This window comes from Streptosporangium sp. NPDC002721, from assembly GCF_042888905.1.
In the GTDB taxonomy this organism is placed as follows: Bacteria; Actinomycetota; Actinomycetes; order Streptosporangiales; family Streptosporangiaceae; genus Streptosporangium.
The window spans coordinates 118405-132552 of record NZ_JBIAQI010000017.1 but is presented as its reverse complement, the minus strand read 5'-3'; the positions used below and the strand labels follow the sequence as shown (position 1 = coordinate 132552).

General features: G+C 70.5%; 15 protein-coding genes. 10 read left to right on the top strand and 5 right to left on the bottom strand.

Going from position 1 to position 14148, the window contains the following annotated elements; all coding sequences use genetic code 11:
* Positions 1-113 precede the first annotated feature (113 nt).
* The 5 genes from ACFYWM_RS24560 (at position 114) to ACFYWM_RS24540 (ending at position 4241) form a co-directional block, all read left to right on the top strand.
* Positions 114-800: a nucleoside/nucleotide kinase family protein gene (locus tag ACFYWM_RS24560; protein ID WP_389917776.1), complete on the top strand. Its 687-nt coding sequence runs from the start codon at positions 114-116 to the stop codon at positions 798-800.
* A gap of 294 nt (positions 801-1094) precedes the next feature.
* Entirely contained in the window at positions 1095-1676 is a 582-nt protein-coding gene (locus ACFYWM_RS24555) for an RNA polymerase sigma factor (protein WP_389917775.1), read from the top strand.
* A gap of 2 nt (positions 1677-1678) precedes the next feature.
* A complete protein-coding gene (locus ACFYWM_RS24550) occupies positions 1679-2773 on the top strand; it encodes an LCP family protein (RefSeq protein ID WP_389917774.1) in 1095 nt (364 codons plus the stop codon).
* Positions 2774-2937: 164 nt separating this feature from the next.
* The gene (locus tag ACFYWM_RS24545) at positions 2938-3177 is read left to right on the top strand and encodes a hypothetical protein (protein WP_389917773.1); all 240 of its coding nucleotides are present in this window, start codon (positions 2938-2940) and stop codon (positions 3175-3177) included.
* A 215-nt stretch (positions 3178-3392) separates the two neighbouring features.
* Positions 3393-4241 (top strand): DUF2064 domain-containing protein, encoded by an 849-nt coding sequence (locus ACFYWM_RS24540; protein ID WP_389917772.1) that lies wholly within the window; start codon positions 3393-3395, stop codon positions 4239-4241.
* A gap of 28 nt (positions 4242-4269) precedes the next feature.
* On the opposite strand, the gene ACFYWM_RS24535 is transcribed toward ACFYWM_RS24540, so the two are convergent.
* Positions 4270-5556 (bottom strand): endonuclease Q family protein, encoded by a 1287-nt coding sequence (locus ACFYWM_RS24535; protein WP_389917771.1) that lies wholly within the window; start codon positions 5554-5556, stop codon positions 4270-4272.
* 292 nt (positions 5557-5848) lie between these two features.
* Here ACFYWM_RS24535 and ACFYWM_RS24530 point away from each other — a divergent pair, with 292 nt between their 5' ends.
* Both ACFYWM_RS24530 and ACFYWM_RS24525 read left to right on the top strand, forming a co-directional pair.
* On the top strand, positions 5849-7072 hold the full coding sequence (locus tag ACFYWM_RS24530) for a helix-turn-helix domain-containing protein (protein WP_389917770.1): 1224 nt from the start codon (positions 5849-5851) through the stop codon (positions 7070-7072).
* 128 nt (positions 7073-7200) lie between these two features.
* Complete coding sequence (locus ACFYWM_RS24525) at positions 7201-7599, top strand: hypothetical protein (RefSeq protein WP_389917769.1); 399 nt, start codon at positions 7201-7203, stop codon at positions 7597-7599.
* 59 nt (positions 7600-7658) lie between these two features.
* Here the strand turns inward: ACFYWM_RS24525 and ACFYWM_RS24520 are convergent, their stop codons facing one another.
* The 4 genes from ACFYWM_RS24520 to ACFYWM_RS24505 form a co-directional block, all read right to left on the bottom strand.
* On the bottom strand, positions 7659-8195 hold the full coding sequence (locus ACFYWM_RS24520) for an NUDIX hydrolase family protein (protein ID WP_389917768.1): 537 nt from the start codon (positions 8193-8195) through the stop codon (positions 7659-7661).
* Positions 8196-8258: 63 nt separating this feature from the next.
* Complete coding sequence (locus ACFYWM_RS24515) at positions 8259-9224, bottom strand: acetylxylan esterase (RefSeq protein ID WP_389917767.1); 966 nt, start codon at positions 9222-9224, stop codon at positions 8259-8261.
* 258 nt (positions 9225-9482) lie between these two features.
* The gene (locus ACFYWM_RS24510; protein ID WP_389917766.1) at positions 9483-9983 is read right to left on the bottom strand and encodes a flavin reductase family protein; all 501 of its coding nucleotides are present in this window, start codon (positions 9981-9983) and stop codon (positions 9483-9485) included.
* Positions 9984-10004: 21 nt separating this feature from the next.
* Positions 10005-11045 carry a MupA/Atu3671 family FMN-dependent luciferase-like monooxygenase gene (locus tag ACFYWM_RS24505; protein WP_389917765.1) on the bottom strand — a complete coding sequence of 347 codons (1041 nt, stop codon included), beginning with the start codon at positions 11043-11045 and terminating at the stop codon, positions 10005-10007.
* A 622-nt stretch (positions 11046-11667) separates the two neighbouring features.
* On the opposite strand from ACFYWM_RS24505, the gene ACFYWM_RS24500 reads away from it, so the two are divergent.
* From ACFYWM_RS24500 to ACFYWM_RS24490, 3 genes are read left to right on the top strand one after another with little or no spacing between them, the layout of a single operon-like run.
* Complete coding sequence (locus tag ACFYWM_RS24500) at positions 11668-13185, top strand: acyl-CoA carboxylase subunit beta (protein ID WP_389917903.1); 1518 nt, start codon at positions 11668-11670, stop codon at positions 13183-13185.
* Positions 13185-13376, top strand: a complete 192-nt coding sequence (locus ACFYWM_RS24495) for an acyl-CoA carboxylase subunit epsilon (RefSeq protein WP_389917764.1) — start codon at positions 13185-13187, stop codon at positions 13374-13376. Before ACFYWM_RS24500 ends, ACFYWM_RS24495 begins: the two co-directional genes overlap by 1 nt.
* A 16-nt stretch (positions 13377-13392) precedes the next feature.
* Complete coding sequence (locus tag ACFYWM_RS24490) at positions 13393-14136, top strand: thioesterase II family protein (RefSeq protein WP_389917763.1); 744 nt, start codon at positions 13393-13395, stop codon at positions 14134-14136.
* Positions 14137-14148: the final 12 nt, after the last annotated feature.

Genomic DNA, 14148 nt, shown 5'->3' with positions numbered 1-14148 from the left:
CACCGCGCCGCCGATGCCGCCGATGCCGCAGATGCGTCCGGACCGCGCTGGATGTCGGCGGGCGGCTCGGCTACGTTCGTTCGAATGACGACCATCTCGGCCGGCCCGGTCCGATGACATCCCTCGACGACCTGGTGGTCCGGGCGCGCTCCCTCGTACGGGACGGGCACCGCGCGCTGCTCGGCGTCACCGGCGGCCCGGGGGCGGGCAAGACCACGCTCGCCGAACACCTGGTCCGCCTGCTGCGTCCGGCGCCTCCCGAAGGGCTGCCGGAGCGGGAGTGGGTGGCGTACGTGCCGATGGACGGCTTCCACCTCGCCGACGTCGAGCTCGACCGGCTCGGCCGCCGCGACCGCAAGGGCGCCCCGGACACCTTCGACGCCGCCGGGTACGCGGCCCTCCTGCGCCGCCTTCGCGAGGACGAGGACGACGTGGTCTACGCGCCCGCGTTCGAGCGCGACCTGGAGCAGCCGATCGCGGGCAGCATCCCGGTCCCCCGGGCCGCCCGGCTCGTCGTCACCGAGGGGAACTACCTGCTGCTCGACCGGGGCGACTGGGCACGCGTGCGGGCCGGGCTGCACGAGGTCTGGTACTGCGACCTCGACCCGGACGAGCGCGTGCGCCGCCTCGTCTCCCGGCACGAGCGCTTCGGCAAGGACCCCGACGCCGCCGTGGCCTGGGCGCTGGGAACCGACCAGCGCAACGCCGACCTCATCGCCACCACCCGCCCCCGCGCCGACCTGGTCGTCCCCGACGCCGTCCTGCGCTCGATCGGCGACCGCGAGACGGGACCCGGCTGACGCGGATCGGCCGACGCATGCCGGCTGACGCGGATCGGCTGACACGTGCCGGCTGACCCGGATCGGCTGATACATGCCGGTTGACGTGGGCGGGTTGGCGCGGGCCGGTTGACGTGGGCCGGTTGACGTGGGTCGGCGCGCGGGGGCCGACCGGTCCGGCGAAGCCGGCGCGAGGGGTGGGCGGGGCGCGGGCCGGCCGGCTCGCGGACCGTGAACCCGGCCGGGAGGTCGTGGCGATACATCGCTGACCACTTTTCCGACGGGAAGGCCGGCCTTCATGCCATGGTGCCCGCGATGACCGCGCCACTCACCGCTCAGACCCGCGACTGCGACCTCATCGACGAGTCGCGGACCCGCCCGGAGGCGTTCGCGGCGCTGTTCGACCGCTACGCCGGGATGCTCTACCGGTACGTCTCCCGGAGGCTGGGCCCGGAGATCGCCGAAGACCTGGTCGGCGAGACGTTCCTGGTCGCCTTCGCCCGCCGGGACCACTACGACCTGGCCTACGCCGACGCCCGGCCGTGGCTGTTCGGCATCGCCACCAGGATCGTCTCCCGCCACCACCGCACCGAGGCCGCTCGTTACCGGGCGCTGCGGCGCAGTCCCGCCGGGGACGCCGTGGAACCCCCCGCCGACCGGGTGGTCGCGGAGGTCACCGCCCGGGTGTCCCGCCCGGCGCTCGCTCGCGCGCTGGCCGGGCTCTCGTCCGGGGACCGCGACGTCCTGCTGCTGGTCGCCTGGAGCGACCTGTCGTACGTGGAGGTCGCCCGTGCGCTGGACATCCCGATCGGCACCGTCCGGTCCCGCCTGAACAGGGCCAGGCGGAAGGTACGCGCGGAGTTCGGCGACAGCAACCCGATGCACGAGGAGGAGTGACCATGGACGATCTGACGATGCTCCGCGATCTCGGCCGCGAGCTGGAGCACGAACCGCCCGCCACGCTCGCGCGCCAGCGAGCGCGCCTGCTCGACGCCTCGGCCGGTTCCCCCCGGAGCCTGTCCCGCGTCCCTGCCCGCTCCCGGTGGCGGTCGCCCCGCGCGATGCGCGGCTGGCCGACGCTCGCGCTGGTCGCGGCGGTCACCGCCGCCGTCGTCGTCATCCCCGTCGTGATCCTCGGCGGGCGCCCGCTCGCGACGGGTCCGGCCGTGCACGGCCCGTCGGGGGATCGCCCGTACAAGCAGGGAGAGGCCCTCAACGTGCTGGTGGTCGGGACCGACAGTGAGGCGCCCAGTCCCCGCTGGCGTGAGGCCGCGGGGATGCGCAGTGACACGATGATCCTGCTGCACGTCTCCGCCGACCGTCGGAAGACCAGGGTGGTCAACATCCCCAGGGACTCGATCGTCCGCATTCCCGCCTGCGAGTCCCCGGACGGGACGACGCTTCCGGCCAGGACCGACATGATCAACTCGGCGTTCAACGAGGGCGGGCTGTCCTGCGCCTGGAAGACGGTCGAGTCGACGACGAGGATCCACGTCGACCACGCGGTGGAGATCCATTTCTCCGGGTTCAAGGGCATGGTCGACGCGCTCGGCGGGGTGGAGGTCACGCTGCCGCGGCCGGTGGACGATCCCAAGGCGAAGCTGCGGCTCCCCGCGGGAAGGCATCTGCTCGACGGCGAGCAGGCGCTGGGCTACGTGCGGCTCCGCAACGTCGGCGACGGGACCGACCTGGAGCGGATCAAACGCCAGCAGCGGTTCATGAACATGATGATCATGAGGGTGAACGGCCACCTGGACAATCCCGCGACGCTCTCCGCCTTCCTCGCCGAGGTGAAGAAGTCGGTCAGGACCGACGCCGGGCTCGACCTGGGGACGATGTACGCCATAGCCCGGGACATGGCGAAGTTCGTGCCCGGCTCGGTCACGTTCTCCACGGTTCCCACCCGTCCGCACCCCGAGGATCCGAACCGTCTCGCATGGGATCGGGCCGCCGCCGAGCGGCTCTTCGCCGGGATCAGGAAGGACACCGGGTGAGCCGGAGGGCTTCTCGTCCTTGAGGGAAGGTAAGGACATAAGCGGATAAAAGGGGTAATAGTGCCGAATGTGGCTCGGGGTGAGTTTTGATGGGCGATGTGGTTCTTCTTTCCTGAAAAAAGGCGATATCTCCGTCGGAACATCCGCACGTCATGGGAGAACCCATGTCCGTTGCCCGTTGTGTCGCCACCGCCGCCCTCGCCACCCTCATGGTGGCGCTCGCCGCGCCGGTCGCGTCCGCCGCTCTCATCCCACCCCGGCCCGCCGTGGCGAGCGAGTGCTCGCTCTTCGGGACGGTGACCGTCAGGAAGGGGGATCGCACGGAGACCTGGACCTGGGGACCGGGCTACCAGAGCTACCTCAGCAGTGAGAGCAGCTCCCGGACGTTCACGCAGACCATGTAGGGGTCACGCGGACCGTGGAGGGGAAGCGCCCGAATGCCCGGCCATTCTCTCGGCGTTTCTCTGAACTGGTCATTTCTCGGCAGTACGCCACCGTCCTTCGGAAGTGAGCCCATCCGCCGGCCGTAGCGTCGAACGATGGAGATCGACGTGGTGTCGCCCCGCCCGGAGGAGCGGGCGGCCCTGACGCGCCGGGACATGACCGATCGAGCGGACGCGTGAGCGACGCGGGGAACGGGCGGTACGGCACCGGCCCGTTCCCTCACAACCTGGACGAATCCAGCCAGAGTGAATCCAGCCTGGACGAGTCCAGCCTGGACGAATACGGCCGGGGCGACCCTTCCCGGGACGGGGTGCTCCGCGGCGAGGCGTCCCGCGGCCGGAGAGCCTGGGGCGAGTCATCCCGGCACGTACCGTCCCAGGGCGGGCTGTCCAGGGGGCAGGTCGTGGTGATCGCCGGGGAGCCGGTGTCAGGGAAGGCCGGAACCCGGTTGATCCCGCCCTTCACCGCGTCCGAGGCCGCCGCGCTGGCCGCCGCCGCCCTCCAGGACACGCTGCGCGCGGTCGCCCGCGTCCCGGTCGCCCGGCGCGTGCTCGCGCTCGACGGCGCCCCCGGCCCCTGGCTGCCGCGCGGGTTCACGGTGCTGCCGCAGCGCGGGGACGGGCCGGACGAGCGGCTCGCCGCGGCCCTCGACGACGCCCACCGGCTCCTGCCCGGCCCGGTCGTGCTCATCGGCACGGACACCCCGCAGGTCACCCCGGACATGCTGGGCTACGCCCTGTCCCTGCTCAGCGCCTACGACGCGGTGTTCGGCCCGGCGACGGACGGCGGGTTCTGGCTGCTCGGGCTGCGCGCTCCCGACCCCGCCCTCCTGCTCGGCGTCCCGACGCCGGAGCCGGCCACCGGCGAGGCCCAGCTGCGGAGGCTGGGGGAGGCCGGGTTGAGCGTCGCCCTGATGCCCCGTCTCACCGACGTGGACACCGCGGCGGACGCGTTCGCGGTGGCGGCGCAGGCTCCGCGGTCCCTCTTCGCCGCCACCCTCGCCAGGATGAGCGCGTTGCGCTGAACGAGGTCTTAGAAAGGCGCACGGGAGCCTAGAAGAGCGTCGGGGCGATGTCCTCGCGCGCCCGCTCCAGCTCGCCCGGTTCGAAGAGCCGGATCACGCCGTACGTGCCGTCGTACCCGGGTTCCCGGATCACCTCGCCTCGGCGCAGTCGCCCGACGGCCTCCGCGAGCCGCGGCGAGTGGGCCTCGATCTCGCCGACCGGCACGTCCTCCAGGATCCTCAGCTCGGGCCCCAGGGCGGCGGTGAGCCTGTCGAGCTCCTTGAGGACCTTCTTGCTCTTCGGCCCGACGTCGAGGATCTCGCCCACGATCTCCGGCAGCGGTACGAGGTTGCGGAAGCCCGCGACGCCCTCCGGCCGGAAACCGTCGGGCCGGTCGGCCAGCTCCTGGACCCGGCTCAGCACGCCCACCGTGAGCGGCTTCCCGCACACGGGGCAGATCCCGTCGCGCCCGCGTGTCTCCTCGGGGTCCATCCGGACGTCGCACGCCCGGTGCCCGTCGACGTGGTACTTGCCCTCCTCGGGGAAGAACTCGGTCGTTCCCGCGTACCCGGTGCCGGTCCGGAGCGCCCGCAGGACGGCGAAGTAGTCGAGGTCGGTCTCGAACACCGTGGTCTCGCGGCCGACCATGGGCGGCGAGTGGGCGTCGGAGTGGCTGACCAGCCGGTAGCGGTCGAGGGCGGAGACCCGCCAGTTCATCGCCGGGTCGCTGGACAGGCCGGTCTCCAGCGCGAAGATGTGCTCGGAGAGCTCGCCGTAGCACTCCTCGATCGTGTCGAACCCCGACTTCGAGCCGAAGACGCCGAACCAGGGCGTCCAGACGTGGGCGGGCACCAGGTAGGCGCCCTCGCCGCTGCTCAGGGTGATGTCCAGCAGGCCGCGGGAGTCGAGGCCGAGGACGGGCCGCCCGTCCGCGCTCAGGTTGCCGATCCGTTCGAGCCTCGCGTTGAACGACGCGGCCTCGTCGAAGCCCGGCATGTAGACCAGGTGATGGAGCTTGCGGGTGCGCTCGCCGCGCCGGTAGATCGTGGAGACCTCGGTGGACAGCATGAACCGCACCTGGTCGGAGGACACCCCGGCGGGCGACGGGCCGAGGGCGTCGGGGGCGTGTTCGTCGCGCAACCGGAACAACCCGGGCTCGGCCGGTACGAGATTCTCGCGCAACTGCTCGAACCAGGTCGGATGCGTGAAGTCGCCGGTGCCCATCAGCGCGATGCCCTTGCGCCGAGCCCACCACGCCAGATGCTCCAGGTCGCTGTCCCTGCTGCAGGCCCGGGCGTATTTCGAGTGAATGTGCAGGTCGGCATGGAACCGCATCCATCACATTCTGCCACAGGCCAGATGTGAAGATCAGGAAAGGGGTGTTCTCCCCTGTTCCTCTCCTCGTCGGACGGACCCGCCGCCTCTTCTCATCGGCCAGGACCGCCGCGGTGACCTGCGGATGATCCTCCGGGCCCGGGAAAAGCCCGATGATCATTTTTTGTGTGAAAGAAAGAGACCGCTGATGATTTCGCGCCGGAAAGGGAGGCCGCCGATGAGAATGTTCGTCTCGGCGGACCGGGCGGGCCGTTATCGTGGAGATGTCGCGCGAGCGCGGGGAGGTGCCGGGATGGCCGGGCAGGAATGGGGTCCCGATCCGGGTGGTGAGGGCGAATCCACGGGTCGTCGAATTGCCAGGGCGCGTAAACGCAGGGGGCTCACCCAAATCGGCCTGGCGGCAAAGGCGAATGTTTCTCGCAGCTTGATCGCACAGGTCGAGGCGGGCCACAAACGGGCCACCCCGTCGCTCGTCGCGGCCGTGGCGAGAGCGTGCGCGGTCGACGCCGCCGAGATCGTCGGATGGCCCCACGGGGGGCAGGAGCGGGGAGGCGGCAGGCACACCGAGGCGGTGCACGCGGCGATGCCCTCCATCAGGCGCGCCCTGGCCTACGCCGACGTCTCCCCCGACCTGGGGGTTCCGCCCAGGTCGCTCGACGCGCTCGCCTCGGAGCTGGTCAAGCTCCAGAGACTGCAGGGGGCCGCCGCGCACGTCCGTCTCGGCGCCCGCCTGCCCGCGGCCATCGAGGAGCTGACGGTCCACGCGGTCGAGTCGGACCTCCCGAGGGCGTGGCGCCTGCTGAACCACGCGTACGCCATAGCGGTGTCCCTGGCCCGGAGGCTCGGCCACAGCGACCTGGCGCAGGTCGCCGTCGAGCGGGCCGCGATCGCCGCGCCGCGCGCCGACGACCCGCACCTGCGGCACCTGGTCTCGCTGTCGCGCGCGTTGCTGCTGCTCACCCTGGGGTCCGAGGACATCGCGCTGACCATGGTGAGGCGGGCGGCGGGCGAGGTGGACCGGTCGGACCCGGCGGGGCTGCAGGTCTACGGCTCCCTCCAGCTGCGCGCCGCCGTCTCCGCCGCGCGGATGGGGTACGGGGCGGACGCCTGGGAGCACCACGGCCTCGCGACGGAGGCGGCGGCACGGATCGAGGCGCTGTCGCGGCCCGACCCGTACGGGCTTCAGGTGAGTCCCGTCAACGCGGTGATCCACGGGTGCGCGGTGGCGACGGAGCTCGGCGACTACGACACGGCGGTCCGCCTGGACTCGGGGTTCACACCCTCTCCCAAGCTCTACGCCGAGCGCAGGGCGCATCACGAGATCGACATGTCCAGGACGCACCTGTTGCTCAAGGAACACGACAAAGCGCTCAGGCGAGTGCTCAACGCCGAGCGAATCGCCCCGCAGATGGCGCGATTCCACCCCACGGCCAGAGAGGCCGTCAGGCAGTTGGGCACCTATTACCGGACCGTCCCCGAACAGCTGCGCGGCCTGGAAAATCGAATGGCCTTCTAGTCTTATCCGGAGATTTGTTCACGGGAAATCGTGAACACTGGTGGCGGCGATTCTTCATAAGGTCGTCGTGGTGGTGAGAACCGCGACCCTCGCCATCCGGATCCGGTGATTCCGACCTTGGAGGATGGGTGACACGGCGTGCGGTGCGGGCTGAATCCCGGGGCATGGTCGACGAGGCGACGATGGCACGCCATGACAGGGCGCTGGCGGTCGTGCAGCGGCTGCTGATCGAGAGGGGAATCCGCGCCCACCGCCACCACACGATCAACCTGGGGATCTTCACCACCCGTCCGGGTGCTCCCAGCGGGCCCGGGAGGCCCGGCTTCCGCTCGCGGACGGACCGGCACCCGCCCGAGCTGACCGTGATCGCTCAGGGGCGGCGTGCCGCCACGGTGACCATAGGTCCGCGCTCCGGCTGCTACCTGGTGTCCGTCCGCAGCGGCCTCAACCTCCACGCCGTCAGGCGGGAGCAGCCCCACATGGTCGTGGAGCTGATCGTCACCGACCGGCTGGGCGAGCGGTCGTGACCGTCGGCTCGCCCGCCGGTTCCAGGGTGTCGCGAGCCGAGGGGGGTCGGCCGGGGCGGTCAGGAAAGGCAGCCGACGTGCGCGAGGGCCTGCTTCAGCAGGACGCCCTGCCCGCCGAGCATCTCCTGCTGCACCAGCGGTGACGAGGCCTCCTCGGGGGTGAACCAGACGAGGTCGAGGGCGTCCTGCCGGGGACGGCAGTCACCCGCGACCGGCACGACGTAGGCGAGGGACACCGCGTGCTGCCGGGGGTCGTGGTAGGGGGTGACGCCCTGGGTCGGGAAGTACTCGGCGATGGTGAACGGCTGCGGAGAGGCGGGGACGCGGGGCAGCGCCGTCGGACCGAGGTCCTTCTCCAGGTGGCGCATGAGCGCGTCACGGACGCGCTCATGGTGGAGCACGCGACCGGAGACGAGGGCGCGGCTGACCGCCCCGTCCGCTCCGATGCGCAGCAGCAGGCCGACACGCGTGACCACTCCCGTCTCGTCGACCCGTACCGGAACGGCGTCGATGTAGAGAATCGGCATCCGCGCGCGGGCCGACTCCAGTTCCTCGGGAGCGAGCCAGCCGGGCGTGGTTTCGGTCATTTCGGTCATTGACCGATCGTACGTCGCGGTCGGCTCCGAAACGCGTTCCCTCCCCGTGATCCGCCCGCCCTGTCAGAAGAGCCGCGAGAGCCAGTCGGCCTGTTCGAGCTGTAGGAAGGCCTCGCCTCCCTCGTGGTCGTTCCACTCGTAGGCGATCATCTTCTTCCGGCCGCCGTAGTGGTTGAAGCTCGCGTAGCCGCCCGACGGCGGGCAGGTCTCGTCACGCAACGCCACGCTGAACAGCGCCGGGCAGGTCGCCCGGGGCGCGAGGACCGCGAGGTCGAAGTAGGAGGTCATGGCCAGGGCGGCACCGGCCTCGGCGCGGTGGGTGCGGCACCACTTCACCAGCTCGGCGTAGGGGCCCTGGGTGGCGATGTGAGCCGAACGCCGGATGTCGCAGAGGAACGGGACGTTGGGCATCGTGCCCGCGACCGCCGGGTTCAGGGCCGCGGCGGCGAGTGCCAGCGCGCCGCCCTGGCTGGTCCCGGTCGTCACGAGCCGTGTCCGGTCGGCGAAGGGGAGCAGCGCGGCCGCGTCCACCGCGCGGACCGCGTCGGTGAACAGGCGGCGGTAGTAGTAGGAGTCGCGGTCCGGCAGCCCGTCGGTCAGGAACCCCGGGACGCGCGGGCGCCCCGAGCTGCCCGTGTCGGGGGTGTCTCCCGTACGCCAGGCGCTGCCCTGACCGCGGGTGTCCATGATCAGATGCGGATGGCCGGCCGCGGACCAGTAGAGCCACTCGTGGGGGAGGCCGCGGCCGCCCCCGTAGCCGATGTACTCGATGACGGTCGCCCGCGTGCCGTCGGCGTCCCTCGGCACGAGGTACCACGCGCGGATGGGCTGGCCGCCGAATCCCGCGAAGGTGACGTCGTAGACGGCCACCGACCGCAGGGGAGTGTCCTCGACCGGCTCCGCCGTCACGTTCAACGGGTGACCGGCGGCCTCGTCCAGGGTCTTCTGCCAGAACTCATGGAGATCTTCTGGCGTGTGCAGGTTCGGTCGGTGGTTCGCCACGTCGTCCAGGGGTAGTTCCCAGCCCATGGGCCGCCTTCCGTCGGTGTCCGGTGCCATCGAAGGTGAACCCGTCACACCGGTCGCTGTCAACACGAGTCCGGCCGGAACGATCAGGCCGGGAGACCGGGCGCACGATGAAAGCCCAGGTCCGGATGCGAGGATGCGGACCTGGGCTTTGTGTCGCCTCGGGTCACCGGACCGTCTGGGTACGGGGTCACGCGACCGTTCGGGTACGGGGTCACGGGACCGTCCGGGCAGAGGTCACGAGACCGTCCGGGTACGGGGTCACGAGACCGTCTGGAGGGTTCGGCAGGGTGTCGCCAGGGCGTCGGCGCACACCCGGTGCAGCTGTCCCTGATGGAAGACGAGTGGGTCCCCGTCGTCGTCGTTCGTGGCAAGCGAGGTCACCCTGGCGAGGATCAACTCGTGGTCCCCCACCAGGTGGCTCGTCTCCAGGACGCAGTCGATCCACGCCAGCGCGCCGTCGATCGCCAGGTGGCCGCCCTCCTTCACGGACCAGCCGATGCCGGAGAACCGGTCGGCGCCCCTGGTCGCGAACGATCGGCACACCGCCTCCTGCCCGACGCTCAGCAGGCTGATGGTGAAGGCGCCCGCGGCCCTGATCCGCGGCCACGTGGTCGAGGTGTGCGCGGCGCAGAAGGCCACGATCGGCGGGTCGAGGGAGACCGAGGTGAAGGAGTTGACCGTGAAACCGCACGGCTCGCCGTCCGACACCGCGGCGATCACCACCACCCCGGTCGGGTACCGGCCGAGCACGCGTCGCATTCTCAGGCTATCGATCATCACTCACCGCGCTTCCCATGCCCGCTTGAGCCGGTCGAGGTGGCCGAGGCCGTCGAGGACGGTGTCCGTGTCGGGGACGAAGTCGATCAGACAGCCGATCTCGTCGACGCCGATCCGCTCCAGGGAGCCCAGCATGGCCATGCCGTCGTCGACCGTGCCGAACAGGCCGCCGGTGTCGAAGTAGCGGTCGAAGGAGATCTCCAGGAGGAACTCGATGTCCTCGGCGTCCATCGACTCCGGGTCCAGGCCGGGGATCAGCTCCTCGGCCGCCTTCATGACCAGCCCGATCGAGCTGCGCAGGTAGTCGGTGAACGGCTGGTGGACCACCTCGCGCACCCGGGCCCGGTCCTCGCCGATGAAGGTGTGCAGCATCAGCACGACATGGCCGGTGCCGCCGTGGTTCCTGGCGAAGTGCTCGCGGTAGTCGGCGACCTTGACCGCCAGCTCGTCCAGGCTCTGGCCGAGCAGGTGCGTCAGGATCCCGACGCCGAGCTCGCCCGCCTGGCGGAACGTCCCGGGGTTGCCCGAGCTGGTGAGCCACGTCGGCAGTTCCGGCTGGATCGGGGCCGGGTGGGTCCGGACCTTGATGGGCTCCCCGGCGCCGTCGCCGAGTTCCACCGACTCCTGCCGCCACAGGCGCCGCACGATGTCGACCGTCTCGGTCGTCACCTCCCTGCGGTTGCCGTAGTTCTCCGGCCGGAGCGCGAAGTCGTTCAGGTGCCAGCCGGTCGCGAAGGCGACGCCGGCCCGGCCGCCGGACAGGTTGTCCACGACCGACCATTCCTCGGCGATGCGCGCCGGGTGGTGCAGCGGGGCCACGACGCTCCCGGCGCGGATCGCGACGTGCTCCGTCACGGCCGCGATGGCCGCGGCGGTGACGGCCGGGTTGGGGTAGCGGCCACCGAACTCATGGAAGTGCCGTTCCGGCGTCCACACCGCGGAGAAACCGTGGGTGTCGGCGAATCGGGCCCCTTCCAGCAACAGCCGGTACTGATCGGTTCCTGCCCTTGCCTCGTCAGCGAAATAGAAAAGGCCAAAGTCCAACGGTTTCTCCTAACGTGCTGTAGGGCTCGCATGGAGCACGCGCTCATATACGGCCAAGCGGCACCATTATTGGCGCGATCGGAGAAGCCGAGTAACCCCTAGAATCCACTAGGCGCGCGGCGGGAGCCCGATGACCCCCGATTTCCCGCTGCCTCTCCCGCACGCGGACGGCCGACCCGGACCTCGGGGAAACGCGCGCCGTCGCGGGTGGCGTCGCGTCAAACGCCCAGGTCGTCGCGTACCGAAGCCGCGAGCCCGTCCGGACGGCGATGGGGACGGCCCGCCGCGCGGTCGTTTCGGGCCGGAGATCGGGGTCCACCCCGAATCATCCGCGTTCCGTGCCGCCCGGCGCCGGACGCGGCCCCTTAGCCCGCCGTCCGCCGTGAAGGACCTCGTAGGGGAAACCCGGCGAAATCTTTAGGGGCGAGCCCCGGTAGCTACGCCGCTGTCTCATGGGCTGGAATGAGGCGTGAATGAGGCGGGGCATCCGTTCACGCAATGAATGGCGCATTGTCGAATATCCCTGCTTATTGGCCGAGAGGATATACGCAACGTGACTCTTACCACAGAACGCGGCCTGGAAACACCTCTCTCGCTGCGGGAGAGGGTCGCCGAACTCGGAATGCTCAAGGATCAGGCGCGTGGCGGTGACGTTCAGCCGGCCACGAAGCAGCAGCGGGCCAAGGGCAAGCTCACCGTCGACGAACGGCTGGAACTGCTCTTCGACCCCGGCAGTTTCACCGAGATCGAGCAGCTGCGCAGGCACCGGGCCAGCGGCTTCGGCATGGAGAACCGGCGGCCGTACACCGATGGCGTCGTGACCGGCTGGGGCACCGTGCACGGACGCACCGTCTTCGCCTACGCCCACGACTTCCGGATCTTCGGCGGCTCGCTGGGCGAGGCGCACGCGCAGAAGATCCACAAACTGATGGACCTCGCGGCGGCGACGGGCGCGCCGCTCGTCAGCCTCAGCGACGGGGCGGGCGCCAGGATCCAGGAGGGCGTGACCGCCCTGGCCGGCTACGGCGGGATCTTCCAGCGCAACGTGCGGGCCTCCGGGGTCATCCCGCAGATCAGCGTGATGCTCGGCCCGTGCGCGGGCGGCGCCACCTACTCGCCGGCGCTGACCGACTTCACGTTCATGGTCGACGGCATCTCGCAGATGTACATCACCGGCCCGAGCGTGGTCGAGGCCGTGACCGGCGAGAAGATCAGCCACGACGGGCTCGGTGGCGCCCAGGTACACGGGACGCTCTCGGGCGCCGCCGGGTTCGTCTACGACAACGAGGCGGACTGCCTTGAGGAGGTCCGCTACCTGCTGTCCCTCCTGCCGTCCAACAACCGCGAGGCGCCGCCCGACCTGCCGACGGCCGACCCGGCCGACCGGCGCTGCGACGCCCTTCTCGACATCGTGCCCGTCGAGCTCAGCAGGTCGTACGACATCCGCGAGGTCATCAGGGAGATCGTCGACCTCGGTGACTTCTTCGAGGTCCACACCCTGTGGGCGACCAACGTCATCTGCGCCCTGGCCAGGATCGACGGCCAGGTGGTGGGGATCGTGGCCAACCAGCCCTCCTCGCTGGCCGGCGCGCTGGACATCGACGCCTCGGAGAAGGCGGCGCGGTTCGTCCAGTTCTGCGACGCGTTCAGCATCCCGCTGGTCACCCTGGTCGACGTGCCCGGCTTCCTGCCGGGCAAGGACCAGGAGCACGCCGGCATCATCCGGCACGGGGCGAAGCTGCTGTACGCGTACTGCAACGCCACCGTCCCCCGCGTCCAGGTCATCCTGCGCAAGGCGTACGGCGGGGCCTACATCGTGATGGACTCCCGGTCCATCGGCGCGGACCTGTCCTTCGCCTGGCCGACGAACGAGATCGCCGTCATGGGCGCCGAGGGCGCGGCGAACGTCGTGTTCCGCAAGGAGATCGCCGCGGCCGACGACCCCGAGATGACGCGCGCCGAGATGATCAAGGAGTACCGGCAGGAGCTCATGCACGCCTACTACGCCGCCGAGCGCGGCCTGGTGGACGACGTGATCGACCCGGCCGAGACCAGGGCCGTGCTGGCCCGGTCGCTCGCCATGCTCCGCGCGAAGAACGCGAAGGTCCCGTACCGCAAGCACGGAAACCTGCCGATGTGATGGCCGGCGACGACGAGGTGATGTTCCGGTTCGTACGCGGTGAGCCCGACCAGGAAGAGGTGGCCGCCGTGATGGCGGCCCTGTCGCGCACCTTCGTGATCCGGCCTCGCGACGGCGACGCCCCCGCTCCTCCCCCTTCCTGGGGTGAGCCGGGGGTCTTCGAGGCGCCGAACTCATGGTCCTCCCGGTGAACCAGAAGGAGTGCAAGTGATCACCGAAACCGGCATGTGGCTGCGGTCGTTCCAGGCCGCGCCGCCGTTCTCCACCCGCCTGATCTGCTTCCCGCACGCGGGCGGCTCGGCCTCGTACTTCCATCCCGTGGCCAGGGAGCTCTCCTCGCGACTGGACGTGCTGGCCGTCCAGTACCCGGGCAGGCAGGAACGCCGTCACGAGCCGTGCATAGACGACATCGCGACGCTCGCGGACCGGCTCGCCGAGGAGCTCGTCCCGCTGGCCGACCGGCCGATGGCCTTCTTCGGCCACAGCATGGGCGCCGTGGTCGCGTTCGAGGTGTCCAGAAGGCTGCTGACGCAGGGGATCTCGCCGCTGACGCTGTTCGCGTCGGGCCGGCGCGCGCCGTCGTGCACCCGTCACGAGACGGTGCACAAGGAGGGCGACCAGGCGCTCCTGGCCGAGGTGCGGCGGCTCGGCGGGACCGACCTGCGCATGCTGAACGACCCCGAGGTCGTGAGCATGATCCTGCCCTCGCTGCGCGGCGACTACAAGGCCATCATGACCTACCGGTGCCTGCCCGGAATCAAGATCGACGCACCCGTCATCGCACTGGTCGGCGACAACGACCCCCACGTCACCCTGGACGAGGCGATCCGCTGGAAGGAACACACCAGCGGCGCCTTCGACATGCGGGTCTTCCGTGGCGGTCACTTCTACCTGAACTCCCACGCCCCAGCGGTGATGCGGATGATCACCGAGAACATCCCGAGCGCGTAGAACCCCTTTTCG

Coding starts and splice junctions, on each gene's coding strand:
- ACFYWM_RS24495 (WP_389917764.1), top strand. CDS start 13,185: ATGGCCGGCGACGACGAGGTGATGTTCCGGTTCGTACGCGGTGAGCCC.
- ACFYWM_RS24535 (WP_389917771.1), bottom strand. CDS start 5,556: ATGCGGTTCCATGCCGACCTGCACATTCACTCGAAATACGCCCGGGCC.
- ACFYWM_RS24555 (WP_389917775.1), top strand. CDS start 1,095: ATGACCGCGCCACTCACCGCTCAGACCCGCGACTGCGACCTCATCGAC.
- ACFYWM_RS24515 (WP_389917767.1), bottom strand. CDS start 9,224: ATGGGCTGGGAACTACCCCTGGACGACGTGGCGAACCACCGACCGAAC.
- ACFYWM_RS24500 (WP_389917903.1), top strand. CDS start 11,668: ATGCTCAAGGATCAGGCGCGTGGCGGTGACGTTCAGCCGGCCACGAAG.
- ACFYWM_RS24550 (WP_389917774.1), top strand. CDS start 1,679: ATGGACGATCTGACGATGCTCCGCGATCTCGGCCGCGAGCTGGAGCAC.
- ACFYWM_RS24560 (WP_389917776.1), top strand. CDS start 114: ATGACATCCCTCGACGACCTGGTGGTCCGGGCGCGCTCCCTCGTACGG.
- ACFYWM_RS24510 (WP_389917766.1), bottom strand. CDS start 9,983: ATGCGACGCGTGCTCGGCCGGTACCCGACCGGGGTGGTGGTGATCGCC.
- ACFYWM_RS24520 (WP_389917768.1), bottom strand. CDS start 8,195: ATGACCGAAATGACCGAAACCACGCCCGGCTGGCTCGCTCCCGAGGAA.
- ACFYWM_RS24530 (WP_389917770.1), top strand. CDS start 5,849: ATGGCCGGGCAGGAATGGGGTCCCGATCCGGGTGGTGAGGGCGAATCC.
- ACFYWM_RS24545 (WP_389917773.1), top strand. CDS start 2,938: ATGTCCGTTGCCCGTTGTGTCGCCACCGCCGCCCTCGCCACCCTCATG.